This window comes from Blautia sp. CGZ-1-C1 (genome assembly GCF_056504575.1).
On record NZ_JBWLUT010000126.1, the window covers coordinates 1 to 16,774 of the forward strand.

Sequence of the window (16,774 nt, forward strand, 5' to 3'; positions counted from 1 at the left end):
AACGAGAATGCGACGCGCGGTCATTCAAACGAACAGACATCGCTGAAACCATTAGAGCAACAGATCCTCGAAGATTTTGAATGTCAGAAATTTATTTACTGCAGCGATGCAGGTCTGGGATCCGAATCTATCAGGGAATATAACCATATGGGGGAACGGGCCTATATTGTGACCCAGTCTATTAAAAAGCTGAAAAAAGAAGAGAAAGAATGGGCTTTAAGCCCGCAGGGATTCAAAAGGGTATCTGATGATAAACCTGTTGATATCTCAAAACTGCCCGAAGACGACAAAGGACTTTATTACAAAGACGAACCATATACCACTAAAAAGTTACAGCAGCGTTTGATCATTACTTATTCCCCTAAATATGCCCTTTACCAGAAATCCATCCGCAGCAAACAGATAGAACGTGCACAAGCGATGCTGGAAGCAAAATCTCCGCAACATTCCAAACAAATCAGAGGGGATACTGCAATGTATAATGTGCATTGCCGGTATCCCCTCTGATTTATTCAACCATTATTCACAATTTTTTATTTCATTTTAACTTTTCTGACATTTGACCATTCGCTGAATGTTTTTGAGTTATCCTCAGAAGTACGGTTCCATGCATGTAAACCAATATAATAAATGCCTGATTTAACGTTCTTAAATGTAACAGTTACCGTATTTCCTTTTATCTTTTTTACATAATAATTCTCTCTGGAAACAGCAGGACGTTTCTGTCCGTTAGTTCTGGTAAGGGTATCACTGAGAACTACATCATAGCCCTGAGCGTTTTTGCTCTTCGTATATTTTACCGTCACTGTGGAGCCTTTAACAGTTACCTTACTGATCACAGGTGTCTGTGGCGTAATGGCACTCACATCTACTTTATGGATCTCAGACCACTGTCCAAATACTTTTTTGCCATCTTCACCCTTAAGCCATGCGTGACACGCTACATACCAGGTTCCCTTATCCATATATGCAAATGCAGACTTCAGGTCTTCCTGATTTTTCAGGACCTTTGTATACTGTCTTGTTTTAAGCATATCCTCAGAGGTGCCGATTACATAATCATAGTTAAGAGCACCCTTACACTCTTCATTCAGCACCATTTTTACAGAGTTTTTGGAAACAGATACATTCTTTATAACTGCTTTTGCAGGTCTGGTATAATTTCCGTCTGAATCTGTGATACTTCCGTCTGTACTGTAAATATTTCCTTTTGTATCTGTTACAGTTTCATCTTTATTTACAGTTGGCTTTTTACCATCTGCATCAGGTGTCAGCTTCGTGCCATCCGGAAGTGTTACAGTTCCATCTGAACTGATCACGATTCCTTTTGGTGTAACGAGATTTCCATTCTTATCTTTCTCAGTCCCCTCCGGGTAAGTATCCGGTATCGGAGTAACAGTTGGTGCTGGCGTTACTGATGGATTTACCGATGGTGATGGATTTACCGATGGTGTCGGATTTACCGATGGTGATGGTTTTACCGATGGTGTCGGATTTACGGTCTGTATGATTGTAGTGTCTGATATGGTACAGTTCTGAATTTTATCATCCGGTGTTTTTGTAATGTCACTCCAATATGTATTCGGAGCAGATTCACTGTTGGAAGTTATTTTTTTACCATTTACTGCTGTTCCTTTTGTAGAAGGAGATATAGTGACAGATTCAGTATACGCTTTGCCTGGTTCCGCATTTTTGTTCATAAATAAATAAGCAGAACCTCCTTCCAGATATGCTTTTGCTGTTTCTACATTTCCGGTGCCCTCAACTGCATTACCACCGTTATCACCATCTCCTCGTCCTGCAACAGCAATCAACGTTCCTGCTCCGGAAATCTTTCCGTTGTCAAGAATCACCGCTGCACCGCCAACTGAAGTAGTTGCTATGTTTCCTCCACCGTATGCTGCAAGCTGGCTGCCCTCGCCAATAGTAAGTGTCCCGCTGCTGACTTTCAGGGCCGGCTGTCCGCTGTAGCTTTTTCCTGTGGCAGGATCTGTTCCTGTGGCAGCTTCATCACCTTTGATATATACTTTTCCTTCTACCTTTACATTTCCATTTGTCACAACAACAGGTGATGTATTGTGACGTGCCTGTGTTCCATCAGTAAGGAAATTAGTGTTGGAGTAGATCATAGAATTCTTTATGGTCGCTCCATCATTCAGAATCAGCTGTCCATTAACAGAAGTACCTGTCAGGAATTTTCCGCTATAATCATCGTGGTTGACAGATATTGTTCCACCATTTTCTACTTCAATCTGTCCATATATGGAAGAATCTCTCAGATTCAATGTTCCGCCATTTTCTACTTTTACCTTCACACTGCTGAGAACCTTCATATTGACCATTGTAAGGTTACATCCATCCGGTATGATCAATGTCTGAGTTGTAGCTTCTCCCTCTGAAACAGCACATCCCAGTTCTCCATACGTACCGCTGGTATGAGAGCCATACCAGGCTTTAATCTTTGCCGGGACTATTACAATATCATCTGTATCATTAAAATCAGGAATTAACCATGGATCCATATCATACATATATTTTCCGTCTGCAGTCTCGGTTGCATTGGCAAGCTTCAGATGATCTGCCAGTTTTTCATTAGTACTGTAAACCTTGAAAGTAAGCTCATTACTTGTTACTGTACGCCCTGACTCATCGGTCAATGTAACGCTGACAGGATATGTACCTATTTCAGCAGGAGTTCCGCTGAGAGACAGAGAACTGTCATATGTGGAATACATCCCTGCCATTCCACTTTTACTGTCAATGTTTACCTTTGTATTCTTTGTGTCAATTTTTACACTTGTTTTTGTTAACTCCTTCCAGTCATCTTCAACAGGTTCCTTCCCATCCGGAAGATCTGCCGCTTCCACAACTACATTACTGTTTTTGTTGGATGAAACAGAAGTGGATGCACCTGAAACTGCATCGTATTTCTTCTGCCCTGTAACAGCGCTTTCGAAGTATCCTTTTAATCTGACATGAAGAGTGTTCACTCCGTTGGATGCACCGTTAATATTAGTTTTATCGGAATCAGTTGCAACAACTGTGAAGGCATTTCCCTCTGCATTTACCTTAAGATAAAGTTCTTTATATCCATCACTTTTTATTGTAATGACATTTCCAGTGTGAAGTACAGTTGAATCAAATACAACACGATTCTCACTGCTGTCTGGATAATATGCATTTCTGCCAAATAATGCTGCTGCAGAATTTGTTTTATCCCATTTTGTCCCATCTACAGATATTTCTGTGATTTTACTGATGTAATCAGAATCAGTATTTTCATCAGCTGGTTTAATGATCTTGTAGTCTGTATATGAAATTTCCACTTGATCTCCCACAAATGTTGGTGCATCTTTGGTCTGTTCAGGTTCAGTCTGTGAAGTTACTTTTTCAACAGCCCAGTTATTTCCGATTCCTGTTACCTTTAAAGTAAGATCCTTGTATCCGGTACTGGTGATTACAATCTGATCGTTTACTTCAAAAGAATCCGTCGAAAATTGAATATACTGATCCGTTGAATGCATATAATACTCTCCCTTTTTTAAAAAGAAAGAAGATGATGCTTTTGTTAAATTTGCAGTTGAATTATTGCTTCTTACAGATATTTGTAGAGTACCATTAAAATAGTCAATACCAAATTGTCCTTTTATTTTATATGTTGGACTCCATCCGCTGTTATATTCTGCCGTCACATCCGGCGGTTCTGTTGCATTTTGCGTTCCCTCATCCTGAGCTGCCTGTACATTGTCCTGCTCATCCGCAAAATCCGGTGTTCCCGATCCATCACTAAAGGAATCATCATCTGCCTCCTGTGTGGTCGCTGAATCCGTAGTCATTGAATCTGTAAATATGTCTGTTGCACATACCGGTACAGAAGCAATCATATTTGCCGCAATTGCCATAGACATCAGAATTGCCATTCTTTTCTTCATCTGTTTCTTTCTCCTCCTGTAATATGATATCAGGGGCAAAAAACATTTCGTCCCTGACTTGAAGCTATCTGTGCATCATCTCATTTCAGATGAAGCGGATAAAATCCTCCGATTCATCTCAGTTCTTCAATAGAAGTTTAAATGAACAAATCGCACAATAGTTTACTTCGGTTAACTCTGTTGGTTAGTGTATACTAATCTGTATAAAAATGCAAGAAAATTATCGTGCCACTGTTGAGAAAGTATCTCATAAATCAAGCAGTATCCTGTTGACAATTTTTTCTCATTTCACAGCAAAATAAGACAGAATAGAGCAATTATGGCAATTCCATAAAATAATGCAGGAAATAAATCAGGTAACATCCTGCTATCAGTCTGAAAATATCATCTTCTATCTCTTTTTCGCTGCTGTCTAAAGTAATTTTGTTTCTTTCTATCTGAAGCCCCATTGTATCCGCAAGATTCTCAATCCGTTGTCTGTCATATTCTTTTTCATCCAAAAGAACAGAATCCTCATAGACCCTGAATTTCCCGGCTTCATCACATTCCAGTCTCAGATGCAATTCAGGGAGTTTTCCGGGTTTAAAGGTTATCTCACTGTAATTCCTCTTCGCCGCAGTGCGATCCTGCCCGGAGGGCTTTTTTATATTATAGGAACATTACGGCGTAATTTCCTATAATATAAATAAAAAATCTCCGTCTGTATTATATGGACGGAGATTTTTTCACACACCTGTTATTTATTTTTCCTTGTTATAAACCTGAACATATCAGAACCAAGAATATGTACATCAAGTTTATCAGCCATCTTTTCCAGACGCCTTATCTCTTCTTCTGTAAGAATTGTATTTACAGCCTGACTTAGTTCCTTTACCTGTTGCAGCCGTCTGCATCCACATATCGGTACAACTCCTTTATTACTACAATAAGCAATGGCTACCTGTGGAATTGTCAACTGATGAGATTTTCCTATTTTGTTCATCAATACATAAAGAGGATGCAGCGTTCTCTTTTTTCGATCAAATATGATCTTCATTATAGACTTTCCCGTTTTGATACGTGGATCAACACGCATCCCCTCTTCCAGAACTGCCCATGCCCAAAAGCTTATGCCATATTCTTTGCACCATGCTATAATTCATTAGTGAGTATAAAATATGCTATGATATTCAGTCAATATAATATGCTCATGTTTCATATTGTTTTCCAAACACACTCTAAAACAGTGGGAAGCTATTTCCCCAACATATTTTCAATAAAGATCCCATACCCACTCGTAGAATCCTGCACAAAGACATGGGTGATGGCCCCGACCATTTTGCCGTTTTGCAGCACAGGACTTCCGCTGAGTCCCTGCACGATTCCTCCGGTTTTCTCCAGCAGTTTTTCATCCGTTATCTGTATCACAAAGCTTTTATTGGTATCCTCATGGTTCAGATCGATTCTTTTAATCTCTGCCTGATATTCTCTGACTTCTCCATCGACGTTACATAAAACGGAAGCTTCTCCTGTTTTCACATCCTGCTTATATGCCACCGGCATTTTTTTCAATGTGATTCCATCTTCCGCACCTTTGTAAAACTGTCCATAGATTCCGTTCTTACTGTTTATCTCAATACTTCCCAGAATATTCCTGTCATCATAGCGGATAAAGCCTGCCAGTTCACCCGGATTTCCCTTGCTTCCTTTATTGATTGCAAGAATCTGGGCTTTATACAGCGCTCCGTTTCTGATATTCAGAAGCTGTGCCGTGTCTATATCACTGATTCCATGTCCCAGTGCCCCATATCTTCCATTCTGATCTACATAAGTAAGTGTTCCGATTCCCTGCGTATCATCCCGGACCCAGATTCCAAGCTTATAGTCTCCTTTTGTGTCCTTTACCGGCGTTACTGAAACAGGCACACTCTCACCTTCCCGTTTCACTTCCAGCGTAACTTCTTCCCCATCCAGTCCGGCGATATCATTAATCAGCTCTCTCTTCGTAGAAATTTTCTCGCCGTTAAATGAAACAATATAATCTCCCTGTCTGACCAGATTCTTCGCCGGTTCTTTCATTTCACCGTTCTGATCCTCTATCTCTCCGGTGTCGATCACCAGCACACCTTCTGTCTCCATGTAAATTCCTATCGTACTTCCGCTGACATAGATTTCCTGCTCATCTACCGGTGTCACTTTTACTTCTTTAAATGGAATATACCCTAACAGCCTGCAGGGCAGGATATATCCTCCATCCTGCGAGACTGTAACCGCTTTTTCAAATGTGACCAATGGTGCCGAGAGAACTTCCGTTACATCTTCAGTACTCTCACCACTGTCCCTGGATATCTGGATCTCGTCCGGAATTTTTCTGTCCAGATACTTATATCCAAGCCAGAATATTGCCAGCAGATCCAATGCCAGACAACATATAACAAAGAATCTGTATTTTTTTCTTCTGTTCATTCCTGCGCACATCCTTTCCGTAAAAAAATAAGAGAGAACAATCTGTTATAGGATTATCCTCTCTTAGTATATGGTCAATTATTTTATTTGAATCTTGTATTTTTTTGTTTCTGTGCCAATTCTTTCATTTCTTTTGCATTCTCAAAAACCGCAGATGTGATTTCTGCACCACCTAAGAGTCTTGCCAGTTCCCGGATGGAATCATCTTCCTCGAGTACATGAATCTGGGTGATCGTTTCCGTTCCCTGCAGATGTTTCTCAATTTCAAAATGACTGTCAGCCATAGCCGCGATCTGTGGCAGATGCGTGATACAGAGCACCTGATGATGCTGACCGATCACTGCCATCTTCTCTGATACCTTCTGCGCAGTTCTTCCACTGATACCAGTGTCTATCTCATCGAAGATCAGAGTTTCTATCTGATCTCTGTCGGCAAGGATTGCTTTCAGTGCAAGCATGATTCGTGATAACTCACCACCGGATACAATCTGGCCCAATGGTTTCAGACTCTCACCAGGGTTTGTGGAAATCAGATACTGAATATCATCGGTTCCGTTATCTGTATAATTTTTCTTCTGTTGGAAATCAATGGCAAAATTCACATCCAGGAAGTTTAAATCTTTCAGTCCCTGAATAATCTTTTCTTCCAGCTGTTTACTATATTCTTTACGGATTCGGGATAATTCATCCGATCTTTCTTCAAGAACATCTTTTAGTTCTTTGAGATGGTTCTTCAATTCCTGTAAATTTTCCTCATATTTACGTAATTTTTCCAGTTTTTCTTCTTGAAGTTTACGATAGGAGAATATATCTTCGATCGTACGTCCATATTTTGCCTTCAGCCCATTGATTAAATCCAGACGCCTTTCTGTCTCATAAAATTCTCCCTCATCAAAGGTCATATCATCCAGATATGCGGACAGTTCTCTGTTAAAATCATTCAGCAGACCATCCACAGAAGTCAGTGTTTCTGCCATAGGTGCAAGCTCTGAATCGTACTGGGTTACATGTGAAAACTCCTTCAAAGCCTCACCTACCGTCTCACCGGCGCCTTCTTTGCTCTCATATCCTGTAAGATTATGTACTAGCTGTAATGAATCCACGATTAGTTTTGCATTACTCATTTTCCTGTACTGGCGCTCCAGTTCCTCATCCTCATCCGGCTGAAGATTCGCCTTCTCAATCTCTTTGATCTCAAATTCCAGAAAAGCAAGCTCCCGGTTTCTCTGTTCTTCATCCATATTCATGGAATTCAGTTCTGTTTTGCATTTACTGTACTCTTTATAGGCCTGAGATACTTTATCTTTTACAGGAAGAACCCGGTTCTTTCCATACGCATCCAGAATTGCAAGCTGCTTATCCTGATACAACAGAGACTGGTGTTCATGCTGTCCATGAATATCTAACAGACAAGCTGCCGCAGCTTTCATCTGACCGACTGTACTTGTCTCACCGTTAATTTTATTGATACTTCTTCCATCCATGATTTTTCTGGAAAGAAGTACCTGACCATCCTCCGGATAAATATCCAGCTCTTTTAATGCTTCTTTTGCTTTTTCATTCTCTATCTGAAAAAGCAGCTCCACTAACGCATAAGGTGCATTTTCTCTTATCATATTTTTAGAAGTCTTTGCCCCGAGGATCAGCTGCATTGATCCCAACAGAATCGATTTACCCGCTCCGGTCTCACCAGTCAGAATGTTTAATCCCGGTCCGAATTCAACTTCTATTTCTTCTATCAGTGCAAGATTCTTTACATGCAGATGAGCTAACATTTATAATTGCCTCCAAACTAGTCTCGTTGTTGTCATTGATTCAGCCTTACAAAGCTTCTTAATTTCTCTGCTGCTCCCAGTGCCATGTCTGCATTCTTTGCAGCGCACATAATGGTATCATCACCTGCAATACAACCCAATATTTCCGGCCATTTCAGGGCATCCAGTGCTGCTGCCACGCCCATTGCCATTCCGGAAACGGTCTTTATCACAATGATATTTTGTCCCACATCAATAGAAAGCAGGGTATCTTCCAGTACTCTTGTATATTTTGCTCCAAGACTGCCTGATTCATTATTAATGATCGCATAGCGGGATTTTCCGTCTTTTCCTGCTACTTTTGTCAGTTTAAGGGCACGGATATCTCTGGAAACAGTCGCCTGTGTTACCTTAAATCCTGCCTCATTAAGTCTGGATGCCAGTTCCTCCTGTGTATCAATATCATACTGATGAATCAGTTCAATAATTTTCTCATGTCTTGCAACCTTCACGTTATTTCCTCCTGCTAATCAGCTGTCTCTCATCTTCCGGCGCAGCACTTCCACGAAGCTTAAATGATTCAGCTTCAGAATCTTTGTCTTTACATCCGCCTGACGAATCTGTATGCAATCACCGGTAACCATGGGAATAAATGTATCTCCGTCAAAAGATGCGATTCCCTTTTCGCAGTCACAGTGTCTTCCTTTTCCTATCTCCACAGTGATTACATCCTGTGCAGGAAAAATAATGCTTCTCATATTCAGCGTATGAGGTGCTATCGGAGTCATAATTGTCATCGCCGCATTCGGTGATACGATAGGGCCGCCTGCTGACAGACTATATCCCGTAGATCCGGTCGGCGTGGAAATAATGATTCCATCTGCATTATAGGAATTAAGATATACATCATTTACGTAATTCTTAAAACGCACCACGCGAAGATGTCCGTCTCTGCCGATCACAATATCATTCAGGGCAATGTCATCCCCGATGAGTTCTTTTCCCCTGTATACTCTTCCTTCCAGCATCATTCGTTCTTCCACTTCATAATCATCTGCCATCAGCTGATCAAGTGAACTGTATAAAGATGTCTGATCTACCTCTGCAAGAAATCCGAGATGCCCCAGATTGATACCAAGAAGCGGAATCTCTTTGTGCACCACATCTCTGGCCGCCTGAAGAAGTGTACCGTCTCCACCCAGAACGATGATACACTGTGTATCATCCGGAATCTTTGACGGATCTGTATAATGATAAGCCCCTTCATGCTTTCTTTCGGCCTGCTGTACTTCACAGCTTCTGCCATGTGCCTTCAGATATTCTGTAATTTTTCCTGTGATCGCAAGATTTGAATCTTTGTCACTGTTTGTAATGATATAAAACCTGTCCATAGTTTCTTCCTGATCCAGTCTTATTTATCTAATGCTCCATGTGCCTGGGCAACCACGTCCTCCACAGATACTTCCAGACTGTCTGTAACCTCCGTTCCTTCCGGATGCTTCTTAAGATGAAGAAGATATTCGATATTCCCCTCCGGTCCTTTGATCGGCGAAAAAGAAAGATGACATGGTTCCATGAAAATACTCATGGCATAATCGCGCACTTTCTCAATAACCTCCTGATGAACAGCAGGATCTCTTACCACACCTTTCTTACCGACTTTCTCTCTTCCGGCTTCAAACTGTGGTTTAATCAGGCATACGATCTCGCCCTCATCTGTAAGAAGATTTCTTACAGGAAGCAGAACTTTTGTAAGAGAGATAAAGGAAACATCAATAGATGAAAAATCTGCCGGTCCCTCTAAATCTTCCGACACTACGTAACGGATATTCGTTTTCTCCATACAGACTACTCTCGGATCATTACGCAGTTTCCAGTCAAGCTGTCCATATCCGACATCGATCGAATATACTTTTACAGCGCCATTCTGAAGCATACAGTCCGTAAATCCACCGGTAGAAGCACCGACATCCATACAGACTTTACCGTCTAATGTCACATCAAAATTCTTCATCGCTTTCTCAAGCTTCAGTCCACCGCGGCTTACATACGGAAGAGTATTTCCTCTGACTTCAATCTTTACTGTCTCCGGAAACATTGTCCCTGCCTTATCCTCTTTCTGACCATCTACATATACATCTCCTGCCATGATGTATGCCTTTGCTTTCTCACGTGACGGCGCAAGGGCACGTTCCATCATAAGCATATCTAAACGTTTCTTCATTGTCTTTTTAATTCCTCACTATCCTCTATTGCCTGTCTGATATCAGCTACACCAAGACCAATTCTTGCACGCAGGCTGTCTACATTTCCCTGTGGCACAAAACGATCCCACACAGATGCAGATAATACTCTCACCTCAGGATGACAGGCTTCCATATAAGCAGATACATGCTCTCCGTATCCGCCACTTTTTACGTTTTCTTCTACGGTTGCAAACAGGCTGTGATCTTTTGCAAGCTCATCAAGCAGCTTCACATCTAACGGTTTGACAAACCTGACATTTACAAAAGTAGGATCAAAACCGTCTTCTTTCAGTCCCTTACAGACTTCCAGGCAGGATGGAATCATGCTTCCTACTCCCAGTACTGCGATTTTCTTTCCTCTGTGAATAACTTCGCTCTTACCATGTTCCACAGGTGCCTGATGTTCCTGCAGACCCTGATATGCGCTTCCACGTGGATATCGAATGGCAACCGGTCCGTCACAATCCACTGCAAATGCAAGCATTTCTTCCAGCTCTTTGTCATTCTTCGGTGCAAGAACTGTCATATTCGGCATCATAGACAGATAAGACAGATCAAAGCACCCCTGATGTGTCTCTCCATCTGCTCCTACCAGTCCTGCTCTGTCAATAGCAAAAATCACATGAAGATTCTGCATACATACGTCATGCAATATCTGATCTACCGCCCGCTGGAGAAAAGATGAATAAATCGCGACTACAGGAACCAGTCCGCCAAGAGCCAGTCCTGCTGCAAAACTCACTGCATGTTCTTCTGCAATTCCCACATCAAAAAAACGATCCGGAAAACGTCTGGAAAACTCTATAAGTCCGGTTCCGTCCGGCATCGCAGCTGTAATAGCTGTCAGTTTCTTATTCTTCTCTCCCAAAGAAACCAGTGCTTTAGAAAAAACATCTGTATAACCCGGTACAGATTTCTTCTGAAGCGGATGGCCTGTATGAATATCAAATGGTCCGGTTCCATGAAATCTGTCCGGATGAGCGCTTGCAGGACCATATCCTTTTCCTTTCTTTGTAAGAACATGGACAACAACAGGTCCTTCCACTCGTTTCGCCTCATTAAACAGCTTCATCATCTGACGCATATTATGACCGTCAACCGGTCCAAGATATGTCAGTCCCATATTCTCGAACAGCATTCCCGGAATAAAAAGCTGTTTGATGCTGCTTTTGGTCTTTCGCATGGTATCTACCAGTGCGGTGCCGACTTTCGGAACTTTCTTCAACGTCTTTGTCACTCCCATCTTCATCCCTGTGTAAGCTTCCGCAGTCCTCAGGGCACTCAGATAAGTAGACATTCCTCCCACATTTCTGGAAATCGACATATTGTTATCATTAATGATAATGATAAAATTCGTCTTTAATTCCGCCGCGTTATTTAATGCTTCATACGCCATTCCTCCGGTAAGGGCACCATCTCCGATCACAGAAACCACATGATGTTTCTGACCCAGAATATCTCTGGCCCGCACATATCCAAGACCTGCTGAAATCGAATTGGAACTGTGGCCTGCATCATATGCGTCGCAGTCACTCTCACTTCTCTTCGGAAATCCACTTAAGCCACCCTCCTGACGGAGATTCTTAAATTCATCTTTTCTTCCGGTAAGAATCTTGTGCGTATATGCCTGATGTCCTACATCCCAGATCAGTTTATCTTCCGGAAAATCCAATACATTGTGAAGAGCCAGCGTCAGTTCCACCACTCCCAGGTTAGAAGCAAGATGTCCCCCTGTCCGGCTTACAGACTGGATTAAAAAGTCTCTGATTTCCTCTGCCAGAGGCTCAAAATCGGCCAACGGTATTTTATGGATATCATTGGGTTTCTTGATTTTTTCCAGAATCATTTGTATCCTTCCTTTATTTTCTGCGGTTTATCAATTTTTCAATTAACAAATACAGAAATTCATTATTTTTATTCAGGCTTTTCAGCAGTTTTATTGCTTTTTCTGAAAGCAGTTCTACCTGTCTGGAAGCCTCTTCTATCCCAAAAAGTGTCACATAAGTAACTTTATTATTCTTCTCATCACTGTGCACAGGTTTTCCAAGCTCTTCATCTGTGCTGGTCACATCCAGAATGTCATCCTGAATCTGGAAAGCAAGACCGATATTTCCGGCAGCCTCTTCTACCACAGCTACCTGCTGCTCATCTGCCCCTGCAAGAATCGCTCCTGTCATCATAGATGCTTCAATCAGTGCAGAGGTCTTATTTCTGTAGATGTAATCCAGCATCTCTTTTTCAAGAGGTTTTCCGTCGTTCTCTACATCCACGCTCTGGCCGCCGAGCATTCCATGAATACCGGTTTTCTCTGCCATCACTTTCAATGCACAGATCACTCTGTCCTGGTCTTCTGTAAGTGAAAATGCCTGTAACATCGTTTCATATGCATAATTAAGCAAAGCAACTCCGCTTAAGACTCCCATAGCTTCTCCATAAACCTTATGCGTTGTCAGCCTGCCTCGCCTGTAATCATCATTATCCAGCGCAGGAAGGTCATCATGGATCAGCGAATGGGTATGGATCATCTCCATTCCCGCCATAAATGGCTCTGCAACTTTCTCTGTGCCGCCAAATAAACGATATGTCTCCTGTATCAGCATCGGACGCAGGCGCTTTCCTCCGGCCAGCATGCTGTAATTCATCGCCTGTGCCATTGTTCTGGCAAATCCCTCTTCCGCTGGCAGAAAGCTACGGAACATTTCTTCTATTTCATCCGTTCTTCTCTTTAATTCATCTTGAAAATTCACTAAACGTACCATCCTCATTGAGCTGCAGCATCTTCTTCTCCACTGTATCCAGCTTCTCACTGCATAGTTTCAAAAGTTCCATACCCTGTCTGTACAGGCTGAAAGAATCCTCCAGTGATGTCTCGCGATCCTCCAGTTTCCCAGCCAGCAGATCAAGCTCTGTAAACATCTCCTCCAGAGGCTTCTCCTCCTGTAACTGTTCACTGTTCTCATTCTTCGCCATGGATCCTCTCCTCCTTTACTGTACTCTCAACCTGTGCTTCTATTGTACCATCTGTCACAGATATATAAATGGTATCCCCATTTTGTACCTGTTCTACACTTGTCAGTGTTTTTTTCGTCTTATCTGTTACATAAGAATATCCCTGATTCAGTTTCTTTAATGGAGAAAACCCTGTAAAACGTTCCAGATAAATAGACAGTCTGTGCCTGTCCTCCTGAAGTTTCCTCTCCATTGTATTCTGAATCGCATTCTCCAGATCAGCTAGGCGCTGTCTCTGCTCACGCAGTCGATTCTCAGGGCTCAGATAACCGAATTTCGTCTGAAAATGTTCAACTTTGCTTCTATACAGATCTACCCTGTTGCTCATTGCACGGTAAATCCGCTGTCTGTAAAGGCTCACCGCCTCAACAACACTCCTGTAATCATCCACTGCAAGTTCTGCTGCAGCAGACGGTGTCGGCGCACGCAGGTCCGCAACAAAATCAGCGATCGTAAAATCAGTCTCATGACCTACTGCAGATATGATCGGAGTACGGCATTCAAAAATTGCCCGGGCTACAATTTCTTCGTTAAAGGCCCACAGATCTTCGATAGAACCGCCGCCTCTTCCGATGATAATCACATCTACATCTGCCACATCAAGCATCTCAATTCCTCTGACAATACTCTCTGCTGCCCCTGCACCCTGCACAAGAGCCGGATACAAAATAATCTGGAGATAGGGATTTCTTCGATAGGAAATATTGCGGATATCCTGAACAGCCGCACCTGTCGGTGCAGTTACCACACCTAGACGTTTGATAAATCTGGGAATGGGCTGCTTATACTCCTGTGCAAACATCCCCATATCTTCGAGCTCCTGCTTCAACGCAAGATATCTCTCATATAAAGCTCCGGCACCTTCAAGGGTAATCTCTTTTGCATACATCTGATAGCGTCCGTCGCGTTCATATACGTCTACACTTCCGCCTACGATTACCTTGTCGCCATTTTTCATGGCAAATGCGAGTCCCCGTCTGTGTCCGGCAAACATTACACAGTTTAATGTGCCTGTCTCATCTTTCAGGGAAAAATAGATGTGTCCACTTGTATGGTATTTACAATTGGACACTTCTCCTTTTACATAAATCTTCTGCAGTAAATAATCCTGGGTAAACATATTCTTAATGTAACGGTTTACCTGTCCTACAGAATATGCATTTCTCATTCTGTTTTCTCTTCGCTTTCACTGTTGGCGATCTTGCCAAGGATACCATTTACAAAGGAACCTGATGTCTCACCACCGAAACGTTTGGCAAGTTCTACTGCCTCGTTAATGGCAACTCCTGTAGGTACATCCTTGTCATATTTCAGCTCATACACTGCCAGACGCAGAGCAGTAAGGTCAACACGACTCATTCGCTTAGTCTTCCATCCCCTGCTTGTCTCATTTAACAATACATCGATCTCATCTAATTTCTCAAGTACATGACGATATTTCTGGCTCATATACTCCTGATCTTTCCCTGAAAGCTCCTCCAGAGTATCAAAATAAAGCGAAAGCTGTTCACTCATCTCTTCCTCTGAATTAAATTCTGTCATGAACAGTAATTTAAAAATATGTTCTCTCTGCTCTCTTCTTCGCATAATTCCCGCTGTATAAACAGCTTTCCTTTCTATTATCTTCTTAAGTACACAAAAAAGGAAAGGGTTACTTTCCTTTTTCGTTCTCCATATCTACACTGGCAATATGAATGTTGACATCTGCAACCTCAAGGCCTGTCATATTCTCTATGGATGATTTTACTTTCTCCTGGACTTTCTTACTTGTCTCAAGAATATTTCTGCCATATTCGATATTCAGGTTCAGGTCTACTGTTACTACTCCTTCGAGTACAGTAACCTTAACACCCTTGGAAAGATTCTTCATTCCAAGCTTGCTTACCAGTTCATTTGTAATATTGCCTGCCATGGAAGCAACTCCATCCACTTCTGTAGCAGCAAGTCCGGCAATGATAGCAACCACTTCGTCTGCGATCTGAACTTCACCAATGCCGCCTAAATCCTGTATTTTATATGTTGTTCTCTTCTCTGCCATTGAAAAACCTCCTAAGGAATCTCTTAATCTTTGTCCATTATACCAAATCGGCAGATAAATGAAAAGGGTTATTTGCTGAATTCCGTTAATATTAAGCCCGGATTTCTGTCTTCTGTCATACCCACGCTCCAGGAATTTACGAAAAGAAGCAGAGGATTTCCCTTAAGATCGGTAACTTTCTTCATATCAGAAGTTCCAACGATCTTGTCCACTTTTACCTCTTCTTTATTTGCGATCCAGCGGATATGTTCATATGGAAGTGTCTCCAGACGGATATCTACATTATATTCATTTTCCAGACGATATTTCAGAACATCAAACTGCAGGACACCTACAACGCCTACGATAATCTCTTCCATACCTGTATTAAACTCCTGGAAAATCTGTATTGCACCTTCCTGTGCAATCTGATTGATTCCCTTTACAAACTGCTTTCTCTTCATGGTGTCGATCTGACGGACTCTTGCAAAATGTTCCGGTGCGAATGTCGGGATTCCCTCAAACGCAAATTTCTTACCCGGTGCACAGATCGTATCACCGATAGAAAAGATGCCCGGATCGAATACACCGATAATATCTCCCGCATATGCCTCATCTACTACATGACGTGACTCAGCCATCATCTGCTGCGGCTGAAGCAGACGCATTTTTTTGTCCCCCTGTACATGATATACTTCCTGGGAAGCATCAAATTTACCGGAACAGATTCTCATAAATGCGATTCTGTCTCTGTGCGCTTTGTTCATATTGGCCTGAATCTTAAATACAAATGCTGAGAAATTATCATCCATAGGATCAATCTCTCCGGCATCAGACATTCTCGGAAGCGGTGAAGTAGTCATGTTGAGGAAATGCTCCAGGAACGTTTCCACACCAAAGTTTGTCAAAGCAGAACCAAAGAATACAGGAGTTAATTTCCCCTTGCTTACCAGCTCCTGGTCAAAATCTGCGCTTGCTCCGTCCAGAAGCTCAATTTCATCCAGAAGCTGTGCTTTCTGTTCCGGATCCATAATCTCATCTGCACGGCTGTCATTTAACGGAATTTCTTCGATGACACCCTCCTTAGTTCCTTTCTGTGTATCAGAGAAAGTAAGGATTTTCTCGGTGTTACGGTCATAGACACCGCGGAATTTCTTACCGGAACCGATTGGCCAGTTGATCGGGCATGTTGCGATTCCAAGCTCTTTCTCAATTTCGTCCAGAAGATCAAATGTGTCGTTTGCATCACGGTCCATTTTATTAATGAATGTAAAAATCGGGATATGACGCATAACACAAACTTTGAATAATTTTCTTGTCTGCGCCTCGACACCTTTAGAACCATCAATTACCATGACAGCAGAGTCTGCC

15 protein-coding genes and 1 pseudogene are annotated in these 16,774 nt (G+C 42.1%); 1 reads left to right on the forward strand and 15 read right to left on the reverse strand.

Features of this window, described 5'->3' with window-relative positions; all coding sequences use genetic code 11:
- A pseudogene (locus tag AC058W_RS11875) lies at positions 1 to 480 on the forward strand (IS1634 family transposase); the annotation flags it as partial.
- Between the two features lie 53 nt (positions 481 to 533).
- On the opposite strand, the gene AC058W_RS11880 reads toward AC058W_RS11875, so the two are convergent.
- The 15 genes from AC058W_RS11880 to AC058W_RS11950 form a co-directional block, all read right to left on the reverse strand.
- On the reverse strand, positions 534 to 3,932 hold the full coding sequence (locus AC058W_RS11880; protein WP_118590736.1) for a hemoblobin-interacting domain-containing protein: 3,399 nt from the start codon (positions 3,930 to 3,932) through the stop codon (positions 534 to 536).
- A 317-nt stretch (positions 3,933 to 4,249) separates the two neighbouring features.
- Positions 4,250 to 4,495, reverse strand: a complete 246-nt coding sequence (locus AC058W_RS11885) for a hypothetical protein (protein ID WP_242986881.1) — start codon at positions 4,493 to 4,495, stop codon at positions 4,250 to 4,252.
- Between the two features lie 173 nt (positions 4,496 to 4,668).
- Positions 4,669 to 5,070, reverse strand: coding sequence for an aldo/keto reductase (locus AC058W_RS11890; RefSeq protein ID WP_479390111.1), 402 nt, complete (start codon positions 5,068 to 5,070; stop codon positions 4,669 to 4,671).
- A 95-nt stretch (positions 5,071 to 5,165) separates the two neighbouring features.
- A complete protein-coding gene (spoIVB, locus tag AC058W_RS11895) occupies positions 5,166 to 6,377 on the reverse strand; it encodes a SpoIVB peptidase (protein ID WP_243009932.1) in 1,212 nt (403 codons plus the stop codon).
- 83 nt (positions 6,378 to 6,460) lie between these two features.
- Positions 6,461 to 8,152: a DNA repair protein RecN gene (gene recN, locus AC058W_RS11900; RefSeq protein ID WP_117845721.1), complete on the reverse strand. Its 1,692-nt coding sequence runs from the start codon at positions 8,150 to 8,152 to the stop codon at positions 6,461 to 6,463.
- Positions 8,153 to 8,184: 32 nt separating this feature from the next.
- On the reverse strand, positions 8,185 to 8,643 hold the full coding sequence (argR, locus tag AC058W_RS11905; RefSeq protein WP_117677117.1) for an arginine repressor: 459 nt from the start codon (positions 8,641 to 8,643) through the stop codon (positions 8,185 to 8,187).
- 18 nt (positions 8,644 to 8,661) lie between these two features.
- The gene (locus tag AC058W_RS11910) at positions 8,662 to 9,522 is read right to left on the reverse strand and encodes an NAD(+)/NADH kinase (RefSeq protein WP_117845719.1); all 861 of its coding nucleotides are present in this window, start codon (positions 9,520 to 9,522) and stop codon (positions 8,662 to 8,664) included.
- Positions 9,523 to 9,542: 20 nt separating this feature from the next.
- Positions 9,543 to 10,355, reverse strand: coding sequence for a TlyA family RNA methyltransferase (locus tag AC058W_RS11915; RefSeq protein WP_117677119.1), 813 nt, complete (start codon positions 10,353 to 10,355; stop codon positions 9,543 to 9,545).
- Positions 10,352 to 12,223, reverse strand: coding sequence for a 1-deoxy-D-xylulose-5-phosphate synthase (gene dxs / locus AC058W_RS11920; protein ID WP_178414109.1), 1,872 nt, complete (start codon positions 12,221 to 12,223; stop codon positions 10,352 to 10,354). Before dxs ends, AC058W_RS11915 begins: the two co-directional genes overlap by 4 nt.
- 13 nt (positions 12,224 to 12,236) lie before the next feature.
- On the reverse strand, positions 12,237 to 13,124 hold the full coding sequence (locus AC058W_RS11925; RefSeq protein ID WP_117845718.1) for a polyprenyl synthetase family protein: 888 nt from the start codon (positions 13,122 to 13,124) through the stop codon (positions 12,237 to 12,239).
- Positions 13,108 to 13,347, reverse strand: a complete 240-nt coding sequence (gene xseB, locus AC058W_RS11930; protein WP_117845716.1) for an exodeoxyribonuclease VII small subunit — start codon at positions 13,345 to 13,347, stop codon at positions 13,108 to 13,110. Before xseB ends, AC058W_RS11925 begins: the two co-directional genes overlap by 17 nt.
- Positions 13,334 to 14,554, reverse strand: a complete 1,221-nt coding sequence (gene xseA, locus AC058W_RS11935; RefSeq protein ID WP_117677122.1) for an exodeoxyribonuclease VII large subunit — start codon at positions 14,552 to 14,554, stop codon at positions 13,334 to 13,336. Before xseA ends, xseB begins: the two co-directional genes overlap by 14 nt.
- Complete coding sequence (nusB, locus tag AC058W_RS11940) at positions 14,551 to 14,973, reverse strand: transcription antitermination factor NusB (RefSeq protein WP_117677123.1); 423 nt, start codon at positions 14,971 to 14,973, stop codon at positions 14,551 to 14,553. The genes xseA and nusB overlap by 4 nt, the downstream gene beginning before the upstream one ends.
- 64 nt (positions 14,974 to 15,037) lie before the next feature.
- Entirely contained in the window at positions 15,038 to 15,424 is a 387-nt protein-coding gene (locus AC058W_RS11945; protein ID WP_117677124.1) for an Asp23/Gls24 family envelope stress response protein, read from the reverse strand.
- Between the two features lie 68 nt (positions 15,425 to 15,492).
- On the reverse strand, positions 15,493 to 16,774 hold a 1,282-nt coding region (locus AC058W_RS11950; protein ID WP_479390110.1), incomplete at its 5' end, for a peptide chain release factor 3.